General features: G+C 61.8%; 8 protein-coding genes. 1 reads left to right on the top strand and 7 read right to left on the bottom strand.

All coding sequences use genetic code 11. The annotated features are described in order from the left end of the window. Nucleotides 1–15: 15 nt before the first annotated feature. The 7 genes from malQ to KO492_RS02880 all read right to left on the bottom strand — a co-directional run bounded on the left by malQ (nt 16) and on the right by KO492_RS02880 (nt 12,195). A complete protein-coding gene (gene malQ, locus KO492_RS02910) occupies nt 16–1,893 on the bottom strand; it encodes a 4-alpha-glucanotransferase (protein WP_216043591.1) in 1,878 nt (625 codons plus the stop codon). Beyond that, nucleotides 1,886–3,976 (bottom strand): glycogen debranching protein GlgX, encoded by a 2,091-nt coding sequence (gene glgX, locus KO492_RS02905; protein WP_216043590.1) that lies wholly within the window; start codon nt 3,974–3,976, stop codon nt 1,886–1,888. The genes malQ and glgX overlap by 8 nt, the downstream gene beginning before the upstream one ends. Next, a complete protein-coding gene (gene glgA, locus KO492_RS02900) occupies nt 3,973–5,406 on the bottom strand; it encodes a glycogen synthase GlgA (RefSeq protein WP_216043589.1) in 1,434 nt (477 codons plus the stop codon). Before glgA ends, glgX begins: the two co-directional genes overlap by 4 nt. Further along, a complete protein-coding gene (glgC, locus tag KO492_RS02895; RefSeq protein WP_216043588.1) occupies nt 5,403–6,665 on the bottom strand; it encodes a glucose-1-phosphate adenylyltransferase in 1,263 nt (420 codons plus the stop codon). Before glgC ends, glgA begins: the two co-directional genes overlap by 4 nt. Before the next feature lie 31 nt (nt 6,666–6,696). After that, on the bottom strand, nt 6,697–8,901 hold the full coding sequence (glgB, locus tag KO492_RS02890) for a 1,4-alpha-glucan branching protein GlgB (protein ID WP_216043587.1): 2,205 nt from the start codon (nt 8,899–8,901) through the stop codon (nt 6,697–6,699). Nucleotides 8,902–8,964: 63 nt separating this feature from the next. Next, the gene (locus KO492_RS02885; protein ID WP_216043586.1) at nt 8,965–11,355 is read right to left on the bottom strand and encodes a glycogen/starch/alpha-glucan phosphorylase; all 2,391 of its coding nucleotides are present in this window, start codon (nt 11,353–11,355) and stop codon (nt 8,965–8,967) included. Between the two features lie 360 nt (nt 11,356–11,715). Further along, the gene (locus KO492_RS02880; RefSeq protein ID WP_216043585.1) at nt 11,716–12,195 is read right to left on the bottom strand and encodes an Lrp/AsnC family transcriptional regulator; all 480 of its coding nucleotides are present in this window, start codon (nt 12,193–12,195) and stop codon (nt 11,716–11,718) included. Between the two features lie 121 nt (nt 12,196–12,316). Here KO492_RS02880 and putA point away from each other — a divergent pair, with 121 nt between their 5' ends. Further along, nucleotides 12,317–15,775, top strand: a complete 3,459-nt coding sequence (gene putA, locus KO492_RS02875) for a bifunctional proline dehydrogenase/L-glutamate gamma-semialdehyde dehydrogenase PutA (RefSeq protein WP_216043584.1) — start codon at nt 12,317–12,319, stop codon at nt 15,773–15,775. The last annotated feature ends 92 nt before the right edge of the window (nt 15,776–15,867 follow it).

The raw sequence follows: 15,867 nt of genomic DNA, 5'->3' as shown, positions 1-15,867 counted from the left end.
TGTTGTTCCTCTCGTTTATCGGTCATTTTTGCGCATGATCTCGGCCACACGTTCGAGTTTCTCGTGACGGGCCAAGGCCCGCGCCCCGCCCGGCAGTCGCAGCCGCCAATTCGGGTATTCGCTGGTCGTGCCCGGCAGATTCTGTTGCTCTACCATATCAAGAATTACCTCCGCTTGCACCGCGACAAGTCGCGAGGGGGTGCGGGCCAGAAACATATGCAGCGCATCCTGATCTGTGGCGGGCAAAAGCCGATCGAAAGCTGTGGTCTCACGGCGGCGGTGGACCTGTTCCTGCGCGGCCTGATCCGGTTCGATCCCGCCCGCTTGCAGCCGCGCCGCAATGTCCGCCCCTTGCCGCCAGCCCTGCCACGTCGGCAGGTCATGGGTGGAGAACGAGGCAATCGCTGCCGCGTCATAGACCTCTGCGGGTTTGAATTCCGGATCATCCCAGTTCCAGCGCTCGAACATTGCCACGCGACAGCCCAGCACGCCGGAGCCCGCCAGTGCGCCACTCAACCCGTCGGGGATGTTGCCAAGATCCTCGCCAATGATGATCCCGCCCTCTCCGCCATTGCCCCGCGCCGCCTCGATCCGCGCCACGGCGAGCATCGAGTCGCGTGGCATGGTGACATAGGTGCCCGGCGCATCCTGTGGCACCCAGAAGGTGCGTTCGAACCCGAGAATATGGTCGATCCGCAGCATACCGGAGACCCGTAGCTGACGCGCAAAGGTCTCCGCCAAGGGCGCATAGGCCTTGTCCCGCAGCGCGATGGGGTTGAACGGCGCAAGGCCCCAGTTCTGCCCCTCGGCCGAAAAGGCATCCGGTGGCGCGCCCAAGGCGGCTCCGAAGGCAAAGCTCTCGCGATCCTCCCAAGTTTCCGCCCCGTGCGGATGTGTGCCCACGGCGAGATCGACGTAGAGCCCGTGGCGCATCCCTGCCGCCTTGGCCGCCTTCTGCGCCTCGGTCAGAGCGGTTTCGGCGCGCCACTGGAGCCAGCTGTGAAAGGCGATCTCTTCGCGCAATTCCGCACGCGCGGCGGCACAGGCGGGGCTATCAGGGTGCTGATAGACCTCCGGCCAGCCGGACCAGAACGGCCCGTACCGTTCTGACAAAGCCTGATGCAGGGCGAAGGTCTCCAGAGAGCGGCCCTCGGCGGTCACATAATCAGCAAAGGCTTTGGGTGGCGAGCTGGCCTTGAACTCCGCCCGCAGCATCTCGCGCCGCTCCGGCCCGTCTGTTTCATAGGAGACCAAAGGCCCGTCTGTGCCGCCCGCGGTCTGCAAATGCAGCACGTTCAGGCGTCTGCGATGCGAGGGCGTATAGGGGCTGAACAGACCCGGATCGGTGGGAAAACCCGCATGGACCGGATTCATGCCGAGAAAACTGCCGCCGCGCGCGCCCAAGGCGTCGATCAGCGGCAAAAGATCGTCATAGGCGCCGATGCCCGTCTCCGAGAGCGCGTAGAGCGGCACAGTCATGCCCCATGCCCGCGCGGGCATGGGAATGGTCTTCGGCGCGGCCAGAAGCGTCATGCGCTGCGGCCCGTGCGGCAGATCGGCCACGAGGCGATGGATGCCCAAGGGCAGAACAGGCAGGCTCTCCACCCCCTGCCCCTCGGCCTCGACCCCGTCCTCGCGGGTCAGCCGCCACGACGCGCCGCCGATGTCGACCCAAGGCTGCGTGCCCGCCTCGAACACAATGTCCCACGGCAGATCGGCATCCCCCGCCGCAAGATGGGCGCGGGCTTCCTCCTCCGTCTGCGCCGGAATCCCCAGAGCGCCCAGAAGCGCCACGGCGGTCTCGACACCGGTTTCGTGATAGACGCCCATCTGGTCGTGATAGCTGGCATGAATGCCGCGCGCATAGGCAAGCTCCAGACGGGCGTCACTCATTATAGGCCTCCAGCACCAGTGCCAATGTGGTTTCCCGACCGGCAAAGACCGTGGGAAGGGTGATCTGTTTGCCATCAATCTCGGGCCGTCCCGTATCGATCCAGAGCCGCCAGCGCCGCCCTTCGGCACAGTCCGGCAGCTTGACCTCCACATCGTGACCACGGTTGAAGATCAGGAATAAAGCCTCTTCGCGTTGGGCATAGACCGGCGTGCCCGAGGCAATCCGCATCTCGACACAGAGCGTTTTGAGTTCCGGCCTGCCCCAGTCCTGATCCTGCATCGGCCGCCCGTCCGCACGCCACCAGAACAGGTCTTCGATCCCGTCGACGATCCGTTCGCGCGAATGGAGAAACCGTTTCTGGCGCAGGATCGGGTGTTCGTGGCGAAAGGCAATCAGGCGGCGGGTGAAGTCGAGAAAATCCGCGTCATAGGACGACCAGTCGATCCAGCCGATCTCGTTGTCCTGACAGTAGGCGTTGTTGTTGCCCTGCTGGCTGTTGCCCAACTCGTCACCGGCCAGAAGCATCGGCGTGCCTTGCGAGAACAGCACCGTGGCCAGCAGGTTGCGCCGCCGTTGCGCCCGTGCACGCAAGATCTCCGGATCATCGGTCGGCCCCTCGACGCCCATATTGTCGGAAGCATTGTCATTGTGCCCGTCGCGATTGCCCTCGCCATTGGCCGCATTGTGTTTCTGCGTGTAGCTGACCAGATCCATCAGGGTGAACCCGTCATGGGCGGTGACGAAATTGACCGAGGTGGTGGCGGGCCGTCCCGAATGGTCGAATTGCAGCGCCGATCCGGTGATCCGGTCGGCCAGCACCGCCACATGCCCCGCATCTCCGCGCCAGAAACGGCGTATCCCATCACGGAACTTGTCGTTCCATTCAAGAAACGGCGGAGGGAAAGCCCCGACACGGTAGCCGCCGGGACCGATGTCCCAAGGTTCGGCAATGAGTTTCACGCGGGTCAGCACGGGGTCTTGCCGGATCGCATCGAAAAAGCTCGCACCGCGATCAAACCCTGTGGGGGTGCGGCCCAAGCTGGCGCAAAGATCAAAGCGGAACCCGTCCACATGCATTTCCTCGACCCAGTAGCGCAGACTGTCGAGCACCATACGCAGCACCATCGGGTGATCGATGTTGAGCGTGTTGCCGGTACCCGTGTCGTTGATGTAGTGGCGCGGATTGTCGGCGAGGCGGTAATAGCTGCGGTTGTCGAGACCACGGAAGGACAGGGTCGGCCCCATCTCGTTGCCCTCGCCCGTGTGGTTGTAGACCACATCCATGATCACCTCGATCCCTGCGGAATGCAGCCGCGCGACCATGTGCTGGAATTCAGCGATCTGGTCATGGGCGAGATAGCGCGGATCGGGGGCGAAAAAGCCGATGGTCTGATAGCCCCAGTAATTCACCAGCCCCTTTTCCACCAGAAACCGGTCATTGAGAAAGGCCTGTGCGGGCAAAAGCTCGATGGCGGTGATACCGAGATTCACCAGATGGTCGAGGATCGCATCTGAAGCAAGGCCGAGGAATGTGCCCTTCTGCTGCACATCGGGGTGCAGCTGCGTCAGCCCTTTGACATGAGCTTCGTAAATCACCGTTTTAGAGGTCGGCGTGCGCGGCGGCTTGTCGCGCCCCCACGCGAACAGCCCGTCCTCCACCACACAGCGCGGCATGTAGCGGGCGTTGTCGCGCGGATCAAAGGAGAGATCCCCCTGCGCATCCCCGACCTTGTAGCCCATCAGCGCATCATGCCAGACGAAATCACGGGTCAGGCGTTTGGCATAGGGGTCGAGCAGAAGTTTGTTGTAGTTGAAACGGTGGCCCTCCAGCGGCGCATAGGGACCGTCGGCGCGCAGGCCATACATCTGCCCCGGACGCAGCCCCGGCACATAGCCGTGCCAGACATCGCCATCACGCTCCGGCAGGTCGAGCCGGTGGGTTTCCGTCTGCCCGTCCGGCGAAAAGAGACAGACCGAAATCCGCTGTGCATGTTCGGAGAACACCGCGAAATTGACGCCCTCTCCGTCACATGTCGCACCAAGCGGCGCGGAGTCTCCGGCAAGGATCGTCAGCGAGGTCATGCGCGATTGCCCTCTGTTTCATCCTCGGCCACCATCTGCGCGAACAGCGCGGCATAGGCCTTGGCCGAGGTATCCCATCCCACGGGCTGGGCCATGGCGTTGGTCATCATCTGCGTCCAGACCTCACGCTGGCGGTAGAGATCGCACAGCCGGATCAAAGCCTGCGTCAGCGCCTCTGTGGTCAGCGGATAGAATTGCAAGCCAGTCGCCACGCCTTGCGCCAGCGCCGCCGGATTGGCGTTGATCACCGTATCGGCCAGCCCGCCGGTAAGCGAGACCACAGGGATCGTGCCAAAGCGCAGCCCGTAGAGCTGTGTCAGCCCGCAGGGTTCAAAGCGCGAGGGCACAAGGATTGCGTCCCCCCCTTCGATCAGGCGGCGGGCGAAAGCCTCGTCATAGCCGATCCGCACGGAAACACCGGCGTGTTTGAGCGCGGCCTCGCGAAAGGCGCTCTCGAAATGCCCTTCGCCAGAGCCGAGAAGCGCCAGTTGCCCGCCCTGTTCCAGAAGCGAGGGCAAGGCTTCGAGCAACAGATCAAAGCCTTTCTGACCGGTGAGCCGCGAGATCACAACGCACAAAGGCCCGTCACTGTCCGGCAGGCCCATCTCCTCGCGCAGCGCGGCCTTGAATGCCACCTTGCCTTCGGGCGATCTATAGGGCGGCGACCAGACCTCTTCATCGATGCCGTTGAGAATGCCGGAGAAATCCGCCCCCCGAGAGGCCAGCACCCCCTCCATCCCCATGCCAAACGCGCCATCCATCAGCTCGCGCGCATAGGTCGGAGAGACGGTCGTGACCTTGGTCGCGGTCATAATCCCCGCTTTCAGCGTCGAGATTTGCCCCCAATATTCATAGCCGCTCATGGTAAACCCCTGCGGCGGCAGGCCCAGCGTGGAGATCATCTGTGCGGGGAAACAGCCCTGAAACGCGACGTTGTGAATGGTCATCAACGTCTTGACCCGCTCGGCCGCGCCCAGTTCGCGCAGATAGATCGGGGTCAGCCCCGCCTGCCAGTCATGCATATGGATCACGTCCGGAAACCAGTCCTCGATCCCGTGCGCGGCGATCATCGCGGCGGCCAGAGAGAGCGCGGCAAAACGCTCCGCATTGTCCGCCCAGTCATGGCCATCGGGGGCGAGGTAGGGCGTGCCGTCACGGTCGTAAAGATGCGGCGCGTCGAGGATATAGAGCACCTGCGCGCCAAGATGGCCGCGCCGGATACGGGCAAAGCCGCCGAAAAGATCCCAGATCTCGAACACTGTCTCGGCCTCCGGCTGGGCCTCCAGCACCGCGCGATAACCGGGCAGCAGCGTGCGCATCTCCACACCCAGCGGCGCCAGTGCTGCGGGCAAGGCCCCTGCCACATCGGCCAGACCGCCGGTTTTCACCAAGGGCACACATTCGGACGCGACAGACAGAACCTGTGTCATAAGCCCCTCGCCCTCGCATCAATCATGTCCTGTGTGATCAGCGTGATCCCTCCGGGCGAGACGCTGAACCAGCGGGCGTCCACCTCGGGGTCCTGCCCGACGACAAGCCCCTCGGGGATATGCACCCCGCGGTCGATCACCACGTTCTTGAGCTGGCAATGCCGCGCGATATAGGCGTTGGGCAGGACCACAGCCCCCTCCAACGAGGAATAGGAATTGGTCTTCACATGGGTGAACAACAGGCTTTCGCGGATTTCCGTCCCCGAAATGATACAGCCGCCCGACACCATGGAACTCACCGCAGAGCCGCGCCGGTCGGGACGGTCATGGATGAATTTGGCCGGTGGCGTGTTCTCCGAATAGGTCCAGATCGGCCAGTCACGGTCCCACAGGTCCAGCTCCGGCGTGAAATCCGTCAGATCGATATTGGCCTTCCAATAGGCGTCAATCGTCCCCACATCGCGCCAATAGGCGGGTGCTTCGGGATGGCGCACGCAGCTTTCGGTAAAGCGATGGGCCTGCGCCTTGCCTTTGGAGACGATCTCGGGGATCAGATCATTGCCGAAATCATGGCTGGAATTCGGGTCTTCCATATCGGCCAGAAGACGTTCGCGCAGGAATTTCCAGTTGAAAACATAGATGCCCATAGAGGCGAGCGATTTGTTCGGATTGTCGGGAATGGCGGGCGGATCGGCGGGCTTTTCGAGAAACGAGGTGATCCGGTCGGTGGCATCCACCCCCATCACGCCAAAGGCCGTGGCCTCCTTGCGATCAACGGTGAGGCAGCCGACGGTGACATCGGCGCCGGTTTCCACATGCTGACGGACCATGATCTCGTAATCCATCTTGTAGATGTGATCGCCCGCAAGGATCAGGATATAGTCGACATCATAGCTGTCGATAATGTCGATGTTCTGCGCCACCGCATCCGCCGTGCCGCGATACCATGTGCTTTCCTCATAGCGTTGCGAGGCGGGCAGAATGTCGAGGAACTCGTTGCGCTCGGCGCGGAAAAAGGTCCAGCCGCGCTGGATGTGGCGGATGAGAGAATGTGCCTTATACTGGGTCGCAATCGCCATTTTGCGAATGCCGGAGTTGAGCGCGTTGGAGAGCGCGAAATCGACGATCCGGTTCTTGCCCCCGAAATAGACCGCCGGTTTCACCCGACCGTTGGTCAATTCCTTGAGCCGCGAACCACGCCCGCCTGCGAGAACGAAAGCAACGGTGCGGCCAGACAGTCTGTTTCTGGAATATGGCATCTTATTCTCCCTCTCGTGCGGCCTGTGCGGCTCACGTCCTCTCCCGAATGAAAATCAAAGTGGACAGCGGCGGCAAGGTCAGTGTGGCTTGTGCAGGTTGCCCCTGCCAAGTGCCGCTCACCGCTTCTACCTGTCCCATATTGCCGCACCCACTGCCGCCGTAGCAGGCCGCATCGCTGTTGAGCGCCTCGACCCACTTTCCCTCGGAGGGGAAGCCGAGCCTGTAGCCCGTCCGCTCCACAGGGGTGAAGTTGCAGACCACGACCGCTTCCGCATCCTCCGGCCCGCCGCGCCGCACCCATGCGTAGACGGAGGCTTCGGCATCATTGGCCTCGATCCACTGGAAACCCTCCGGCTCGCAATCCTTGGCGTGAAGCGCAGGCGTGGCGTAGTAGAGCCGGTTCAGGTCGCGCACGAGGTTCTGCACGCCCTCGTGCATGTGATAGTCGAGACAGGCCCAGTCGATCTCCGCCTCGTGGTTCCATTCGTGCCACTGGCCGAACTCCTGCCCCATGAACAGAAGTTTCTTGCCCGGATGGCCCCACATAAAGCCGTAATAGGCCCGCAGGTTGGCGAATTTCTCCCATTCATTCCCCGGCATTTTCGAGAGCATGGATTTCTTGCCATGCACCACTTCGTCATGGCTGATCGGCAGGATGAAATTTTCCGAGAAGGCATAGTGCAGGCCGAAGGTCATCTGGTGGTGGTGATATTTGCGATGCACCGGCGTGTGCGACATGTAATCGAGCGTGTCGTTCATCCAGCCCATGTTCCACTTGAAGCCGAAGCCAAGCCCGCCCGTATCCACCGGCGCGGAGACCCCCGGATAGGCGGTGCTTTCCTCGGCCACGGTCATGATACCCGGCACCTCGCCATAGCTGAGCGTGTTCATGGTCTGGAGCATGGAGATGGCTTCGAAATTCTCGCGCCCGCCTTGGGAGTTGGGGATCCACTGGCCCTCCTCGCGCGAATAGTCGCGGTAGATCATCGAGGCCACCGCATCCACGCGCAGCCCGTCGATGTGATATTCTTCGAACCAATACAGGGCGTTGGAGGTCAGGAAATTTGCGACTTCGTGGCGACCGTAATTGTAGATCAGCGTGTTCCAGTCCTGATGGAAGCCCTCGCGCGGATCGGCATGTTCATAAAGCGCCGTGCCATCGAACTGGGCCAGCCCGTGACTGTCGGTCGGGAAATGCCCCGGCACCCAGTCGATGAGAAGCCCCAGCCCCGCCTCATGGGCCGCATTCACCAGATCGCGGAACTCGTGCGGCGGGCCGAAGCGGATCGTCGGCGCAAACAGACCCACCGGCTGATAGCCCCAAGAGCCGTCGAAGGGATATTCGGAAATCGGCATCAGCTCGATATGGGTAAACCCCATGTCTTTCGCATAGCCCACCAACTCAACCGCGGCCTCTTTGTAAGAGATCGGGCGTGTCCCGCCGCTGGCATCCGGTTTGTGTCGCCACGAGCCTAGCTGCACCTCATAGATCGAGATCGGCTTGTCACGGGCTTGCGCCACGGCGCGGGTCTCGATCCAGTCGGTATCCGACCAGCCATAGCCGGAAATATCGCGCACGATGGACGCGGTTTCCGGCGGGTGCTCGCTGCCAAAGCCCACCGGGTCTGCCTTGAGACGCGCCTCGCCATAGGCACCGATCACCTCGTATTTATAGGCCGTGCCGTCGGACACGCCGGGCATGAAAACTTCCCAGACGCCTGTGGCGCCGCGCCGACGCATGACATGACGCCGCCCGTCCCATGCGTTGAAATCCCCCACCACAGAGACCCGCCGCGCATTGGGAGCCCAGACCGCGAAATGCGTGCCCGCGACGCCCTCATGGGTCATCACATGCGCACCCAATGCCCGCCAGATATGGTGATGCGTGCCCTCGCCCAAAAGGTATTCGTCAATCTCGCCCAGAACGGGGCCGAAACGGTAAGCGTCCTCAACTTGCCACGTTGTGTCCGCCAGACGTCCCTCCAGAAGATAGGGCTTTGTCCCCGCAACCTTGCCATGAAACACGCCGGGATAACCACTCACAGCGGCCAGCGGAAAGCGTTTGCCACCCGAGATTGCGGTCATTTCCTCGGCTCCGGGATCAAAGGCGGTCACATAGCGCAGCCGCCCCTTTTTATGCGGCCCTAGAACAGCGAACGGGTCGTCAAAAAGCCCCTCGCAAATCAGCGACAGTGTCTTCGGCGCGGCGAAGTCGTTTTCAACGGACAGGGCCATGTCTTTTTTCCTTTATTCATGGCGAGATTAAAGGTTTCGCTCCTTCGCACAACCCTTTGAATTTTAGGGTATAAGGCTTTTGGCTCCCCAAATATCGCACATATAGCCGTGAATTGTGCGGTCAGAGGAGAACCAGCCGGAGCGTGCGGTGTTCAGCGCGGCCATTTTTGCCCATGCCTTGCGGTCCTGATAAGCCTTGTCCACTTCGCGCTGCGCCCGCCAGTAATCGGTGAAATCGGAGCAAACGAGGAAGTAATCCGACCATGTCAGATTGTCGGCGATATGGGTGTAGCGGCCCGGATCCTCGGGGCTGAATGTCCCGTCGCGCAGTGCCTCAAGAGCGCGACCAAGGCGCGGGTCGGCGTTGATGGCCTGTTGCGCGTGATCGTGCATCATCCGGCGCTGCATCACCTCATCGGCCAGCATCCCGAAGAGGAAGAAATTCTCCTTGCCCACATGTTCGCGGATTTCCACGTTGGCCCCGTCAAGCGTGCCAATCGTGGGTGCGCCGTTGAGAGCGAATTTCATATTTCCCGTGCCGGAGGCCTCCTTGCCCGCGGTCGAGATCTGTTCCGACAAATCCGCCGCCGGCACCAAACGTTCGGCCAGAGAGACGTTGTAATTGGGCAGGAAAATCACCTGCAACACATCGCGCGTGGCGGCATCGGCATTCACCAGCTTGGCCACATCGTTGATCAGACGGATGATGTCCTTGGCGAAATGATAGCCCTGCGCCGCCTTGCCCGCGAAAATCTTGACGCGCGGCACCCAGTCGGCATTCGGGTTGTCCCTGATTTCCTGCCAGTGCGCGATGGTCTCGAGAATGTTGAGATGCTGGCGCTTGTATTCGTGCATCCGCTTGATCTGGATGTCGAACATGGCTTCGGGATTGAGGTTCACCCCGTGCACCCCAGCCACATAGTCGCAAAGCGCGGCCTTGTTGGCGTTTTTCACATCCATAAAGCGATCGAGCCAGCCCTGATCCTCGATGGAGGGTTCGAGTTTTTCAAGCTGTTCGAGGTCAGCGATCCAGTCCTCTCCAATGGTCTCCGTGATCAGACCCGAAAGCGCCGGATTGCACGAATGCAGCCAGCGGCGCGGCGTGACCCCGTTGGTCTCGTTGACAATCCGGTCGGGATGCAGCGCGTTGAGTTCCTTGAACACGGTCTGTTTCATCAGATCGGTGTGCAGAGCCGAGACCCCGTTCACACGGTTGGCCATGATGAAGGACAGCTCGCCCATCTTCACCTGCCCGTCGGAACGCGCGGAGAGCGTGCGGTGCGGGTTGGCCTTGTAATGCGCGTCGTCAATGCGGTTGATGATGTCCAGATGGCGCGGCAGCAGCCGCCCGAACAACCGCTCGTCCCACCGCTCCAGCGCCTCCGGCAGAAGCGTGTGGTTGGTGTAGTTCATACAATGATGGGTGATGTGGAGCGACTCTTCAAAGGACAATCCGCGCTCGTCATGCAGGATCCGCAAAAGCTCCGGTCCCGCAATCGCAGGGTGCGTGTCGTTGAGCTGGATCGCGATCTTTTCCGGCAGGAGTTTCAGATCGTTGTGGTGGCTGTCAAAGCGGCGCAGGATGTCGCGGATCGAGGCGGCGGAGAAGAAATATTCCTGTTTGAGACGCAATTCCTTCCCCGCCTCGTTGCTATCTTCGGGATAGAGCACACGCGAAATGGTGCGCGCCAGTGCTTCGTGTTCAGAGGCGGCCGCGAAGTCACCGGAGTTGAACAGGTCCAGATCGAAGGGATCAACCGCACGCCCCGCCCAAAGCCGCAGCGTATTGGCCCAGCGCCCCTGCCAGCCGACGATGGGCGTGTCGAAGGCTTCGGCCTGTATCATCTCGGCGGGCCGCCAGACGGTTTTGCCGTTCTCGAAATGCACATCCCCGCCAAAGCCGATGTTGATGCGCACTTCGGGCCGTTCGAATTCCCACGGGTGCGGTTCCTGCAACCATGTTTCCGGACTTTCGACCTGACAGCCGTCGACAAAGCTCTGTTTGAACAGGCCGTTCTCGTAGCGGATGCCATAGCCATAGGCCGGACAGCCGATGGTCGAGAGACTGTCGAGGAAACAGGCGGCCAGTCGCCCCAGCCCGCCATTGCCCAGCGCCGCGTCCGGCTCGTCATCCAGAATGGTGCGCATATCCATGCCAAAGGACTCCAGCGCTTCTTTCGCCTCTTCGACCATTTCCAGATTGAAAATCCCGTCCTCAAGCAGACGCCCGATCAGAAATTCCATCGAGAGGTAATAAACCCGCTTGCCGTCCTGTTCGTAGGTCTTGCGCGTCGAGGCCACCCAAGTGTCCACGATCCGGTCGCGGATTGCATGGCTGAGCGCCATCCGCCAGTCGAAGGGCTGCGCATGTTCCGGATCCTTGCCCATCGTGTAGGTGAGATGTCGCAGCAGGGCATCGCGGAAATTGGAGGAGGTCTGAACTGATCGCGCCATGAATCACCTTTTGACTATAGAAAAGACACCGGAGAACACTCGTACTCTATACGCTCCCCTCCAGCTAACTCCCAAAGCCCCTGTCGTGGCAAGCTGGAGCCGCCTGTTTTCGGGCCGCGCTGCGGCATTTGCATCCAAATCGCACATTTTCACCCCCGTATAGCGACAGGAAACAGGCATTGCATGATCCTCCTGCGCCATCTCCCTGCGCCGAAACGCCGCGCCTGTGCCGACACAGAGCAAAGCACGCCCCTACGTCTTAGGGGCCAAGTGTGACGCTTTCATGCAAGCCGCTGCGCCCTCCTGTCTTTGACGCCCCTATACACTCCCCTTACAAACAGCCGCCCTCAGTCCAGCCCCTCAGTCCAGCGCCTCCGGCAGCGGCGGGTTGGTCTGTTCCACCACCGCTTCCATCACCACAAAGGTCGAGGTCGCCTGCACATGCGGCAGGCTAGAAATGCGCCGCCCCATGACCTCTCGGTAAGCCTCCATAGAGCCCGTGCGCACTTTCAGCAGATAGTCGAAATTGCCCGCGATCATGTGACATTCGGCAATCTCCGGCACGTTCTTCACCGCATCGTTGAACTTCTTGAGCGCCGCATCGCGCGTGTCGTCCAGCTTCACCTCTACAAAGGAGACATGCGAAAGGCCCAGTCGTTGTGTCGAGAGGATCGCACGGTAGCCGACAATGATCCCCGCCTGCTCCAGCGCCTTGACCCTGAGCGCCACGGGATTCTTCGACAGACCGACCCTTTGGCTCAATTCCGTCAGGGACATCCGCGCATCCGTTGACAGGCAATCGAGAATCTTTCTGTCGAAACGATCCAGCTCTTTTACCATTTCCCATATATCCCGAAAATTTTGGTCATTTTGATCAGCCAAAATCACGTTAATGGGAAAAATGAAAAGTTGAAATCCTGTATATTAAACAAAACGCATTTTCTCACATAGGATCACGCTCATGGGCCAGTCTGCTTCCCTTCCGGACCTCATGTCCGCTCTCTCTGCACAAAAGTTCACAGATGAAGCCACAGTGCTTGAGAACCTGATTGCCTCTGCCGGTATATCCGAGGCCCAGCGCGCGACGATATCGGCCCGTGCGACCGATCTTGTCCGCCGCATCCGCAAAGAGTCCGCCCCGACCCTGATGGAGCATTTCCTTGCCGAATACGGGCTGTCCACCCGCGAAGGCGTGGCGCTGATGTGTCTGGCCGAGGCCATGCTGCGCGTGCCGGACCGCGAGACCATCGACGATCTGATCGAGGACAAGGTCGCCCCCTCCAACTGGGGAGAACACCTCGGTCACTCCTCCTCTACGATGGTCAATGCCTCCACATGGGCCTTGATGCTCACAGGGCGGGTTCTTGATGATGAAAAGCCGGAGCAAAGCTCCAACGTGGCGGGCACCCTGCGCGGGCTGGTCAAACGTCTGGGCGAGCCGGTGATCCGCACCGCCGTCTCCCGTGCCATGAAGGAAATGGGGCAGCAATTCGTGCTGGGCCAGACCATAGAAGCCGCCATGACCCGCGCCAAAGGGCAGGAGAAGAAAGGCTACACCTACAGCTATGACATGCTCGGGGAAGCCGCCATGACCCAAGCGGATGCCGAGTCCTATGCCAAGGCCTATTCAGACGCCATGACGGCGATTGCCAAGGGCTGCACCAAGGGCTCCGTGGCCGCCAATCCGGGGATTTCCGTCAAACTCTCCGCGCTCCACCCGCGTTACGAAGTGGCCCAAGAGGCCCGCGTCATGGAGGAACTGGTCCCCGTGCTGCGCCGCCTCGCCCGTCAGGCCCGCGCTGCCGATATGGGGTTCAACATTGATGCCGAGGAACAGGCCCGCCTGTCGCTCTCGCTCAAAGTCATCCGCGCCACGCTTGAGGACGAGGAACTGGCCGGTTGGGACGGTTTCGGCGTTGTGGTGCAGGCCTATGGCAAACGTGCGGGGCTTGCCCTCGACTGGCTCTACAAGACAGCCGAAGAGCTGGACCGCAAACTCATGGTCCGTCTGGTGAAAGGCGCCTATTGGGACACGGAGATGAAACTCGCACAGGTCGAGGGCCACCCCGGCTTCCCACTCTTCACCACCAAAGACGCGACCGATGTCAGCTATATCACCAATGCCAAGAAACTTCTGGGCTATAGCGACCGGATCTATCCGCAATTTGCCGGTCACAATGCCCATACGGTTGCAGCCATCCTCGAACTGGCCCGCGAGGCCGGCAACCCCGCCTTTGAATTCCAGCGCCTGCACGGGATGGGCGAGCGCCTGCATGACATCGTGCTCAAAGACGAAGGCACGCGCTGCCGCATCTATGCCCCTGTGGGTGCACACCAAGACCTTCTGGCCTATCTGGTGCGGCGTTTGCTGGAAAACGGCGCGAACTCTTCCTTCGTGAACCAGATCGTCGACGAGAGCGTCGCCCCCGAAGAGATTGCCACAGACCCGTTCCTCTCCGTCACACAGGCCAAGCCCCCTGCCGGTCTGGTGCAGCCCTCCGAGATTTTCGGACAGAGGCAGAACTCCACAGGGTTCGACCTCTCCGATGAAGGCACATTGGCCCGCATCAATGCCGCGCGTCAGGCCCCGCTTGATCTGAAAGCCGCGCCGATGACTGCCGCAGAGGCCACGGGTGAGACACATACGGTCTACAATCCCGCCACAGGCGCCGCCGTCGGCGAAGTGATCCATGCCGATGCCGACACGGTGTCGCGCGCTTTGGAAGCCGCCGCACCTTGGTCCGCGCCCGTCTCCGAACGCGCCGCCGTGCTGCGCCGTGCCGCCGATCTCTACGAGCGCGACTTCGGACCGATCTTTGCCATTCTGGCGCAAGAGGCTGGCAAGACCATGCTGGATGCCGTAGGTGAACTGCGCGAGGCGGTGGACTTCCTGCGCTACTATGCCGATGAGGCCGAGCGCCGCCCCGACGCCAAGCCGCTGGGCCGTGTCACCGCGATCTCGCCGTGGAACTTCCCGCTGGCGATTTTCACCGGCCAAATCTCCGCCGCGCTGGCCACAGGCAATGCGGTTCTGGCCAAACCTGCCGAACAAACGCCGCTTATGGCCGCCCATGCGGTCGCGCTTTTGCATGAGGCCGGTGTCCCGCGCACCGCGCTGCAACTTCTAACCGGAGACGGACCGACCGTGGGCGCGGCTCTCACCTCGGATGCGCGTATTGATGGCGTGGTTTTCACCGGTTCGACCGAGACCGCACAAGTGATCCGCCGCGCGATGGCCGCCAATCTTGCCCCCTCTGCGCCGCTCATTGCCGAGACCGGCGGGCTCAATGCGATGATTGTAGACAGCACGGCGCTACCGGAACAAGCGGTGCGCGACATTGTCGCCTCCGCCTTCCAGTCCGCAGGTCAACGCTGTTCCGCGCTGCGCTGTCTTTATGTGCAAGAGGACGTTGCCCCCCAGATGATCGAGATGATCAAGGGCGCGATGGACGAGCTGTCCGTGGGCAATCCGTGGCACCTTTCCACCGATGTCGGACCTGTCATCGACCGCGAGGCCCGCGACCAGATCGCCGGTTACATCGCAGCGGCTGGCAACCGTGTGCTGCACCAGCTGTCCGCCCCTGTCGAACGCACTTTCGTCGCCCCTGCCCTCATTCAGGTGGACGGGATCGAGGCGCTGGAACGCGAGGTCTTCGGCCCCGTACTGCATGTCGCCACCTTCAAGGCCCGCGAACTGGGTCAGGTGATCGAGACCATCAATGCCACGGGATACGGGCTGACCTTCGGGCTGCACACGCGGATCGACGATCGGGTGCAACAGGTCTGCGACAGGCTCCATGTCGGCAACCTCTATGTGAACCGCAACCAGATCGGCGCAGTGGTCGGCTCCCAGCCCTTTGGCGGCGAAGGCCTGTCGGGCACGGGGCCGAAAGCCGGTGGTCCGCGCTATCTGGACCGTTTCTGCGCCCCGACGCCCCAAACCGCGAAAGAAAGCTGGGACAGCACCACCGATGCCGCCACGCTCCAGCGGGCCATCTCCGCGCTCACCGTGCCCGAGACCCCGCTGAGCAAAGAGCAGTTGCCCGGACCGACCGGCGAGGCCAACACGTTCTCGACACATGCGCGTCCGCCCTTCCTCTGCCTTGGGCCGGGCCGCGAAACAGCGCAAGCACAGGCCAAGGCTGTCGAGGCGCTGGGCGGGCTTGCGGTGCGTGCCGAGGGACTTTTGCCGCCTCATGCGCTCAAGACGCTCACGGGGTTTGGTGGCGCTCTGTGGTGGGGCGGTAAAGAAGACCCGACCACCCGCGCCTATTTGCAAGCCCTGTCGCAACGGACGGGCGCGATCCTGCCGCTGGTGACATCGCTGCCCGATGCCGCCCATGTCCTGCATGAACGCCATCTCTGCGTGGACACCACCGCCGCAGGCGGCAATGCCGCGCTCCTGTCCGGCGCGGCCTGAACACAAAGCCTGAACAGGAGGCAAGGCTTTGGGAACCGTCCCCAAGGCCTTGCCGCTTCGCCCACACCCAAACAGCGCAAAGGCGCAACCTT

The organism is Celeribacter halophilus, assembly GCF_018860305.1.
Classification (GTDB): Bacteria; Pseudomonadota; Alphaproteobacteria; order Rhodobacterales; family Rhodobacteraceae; genus Celeribacter; species Celeribacter halophilus_A.
This window is presented reverse-complemented; position numbering and strand designations above follow the sequence as displayed.

Coding starts and splice junctions, on each gene's coding strand:
- malQ (WP_216043591.1), bottom strand. CDS start 1,893: ATGAGTGACGCCCGTCTGGAGCTTGCCTATGCGCGCGGCATTCATGCC.
- glgX (WP_216043590.1), bottom strand. CDS start 3,976: ATGACCTCGCTGACGATCCTTGCCGGAGACTCCGCGCCGCTTGGTGCG.
- glgA (WP_216043589.1), bottom strand. CDS start 5,406: ATGACACAGGTTCTGTCTGTCGCGTCCGAATGTGTGCCCTTGGTGAAA.
- glgC (WP_216043588.1), bottom strand. CDS start 6,665: ATGCCATATTCCAGAAACAGACTGTCTGGCCGCACCGTTGCTTTCGTT.
- glgB (WP_216043587.1), bottom strand. CDS start 8,901: ATGGCCCTGTCCGTTGAAAACGACTTCGCCGCGCCGAAGACACTGTCG.
- KO492_RS02885 (WP_216043586.1), bottom strand. CDS start 11,355: ATGGCGCGATCAGTTCAGACCTCCTCCAATTTCCGCGATGCCCTGCTG.
- KO492_RS02880 (WP_216043585.1), bottom strand. CDS start 12,195: ATGGTAAAAGAGCTGGATCGTTTCGACAGAAAGATTCTCGATTGCCTG.
- putA (WP_216043584.1), top strand. CDS start 12,317: ATGGGCCAGTCTGCTTCCCTTCCGGACCTCATGTCCGCTCTCTCTGCA.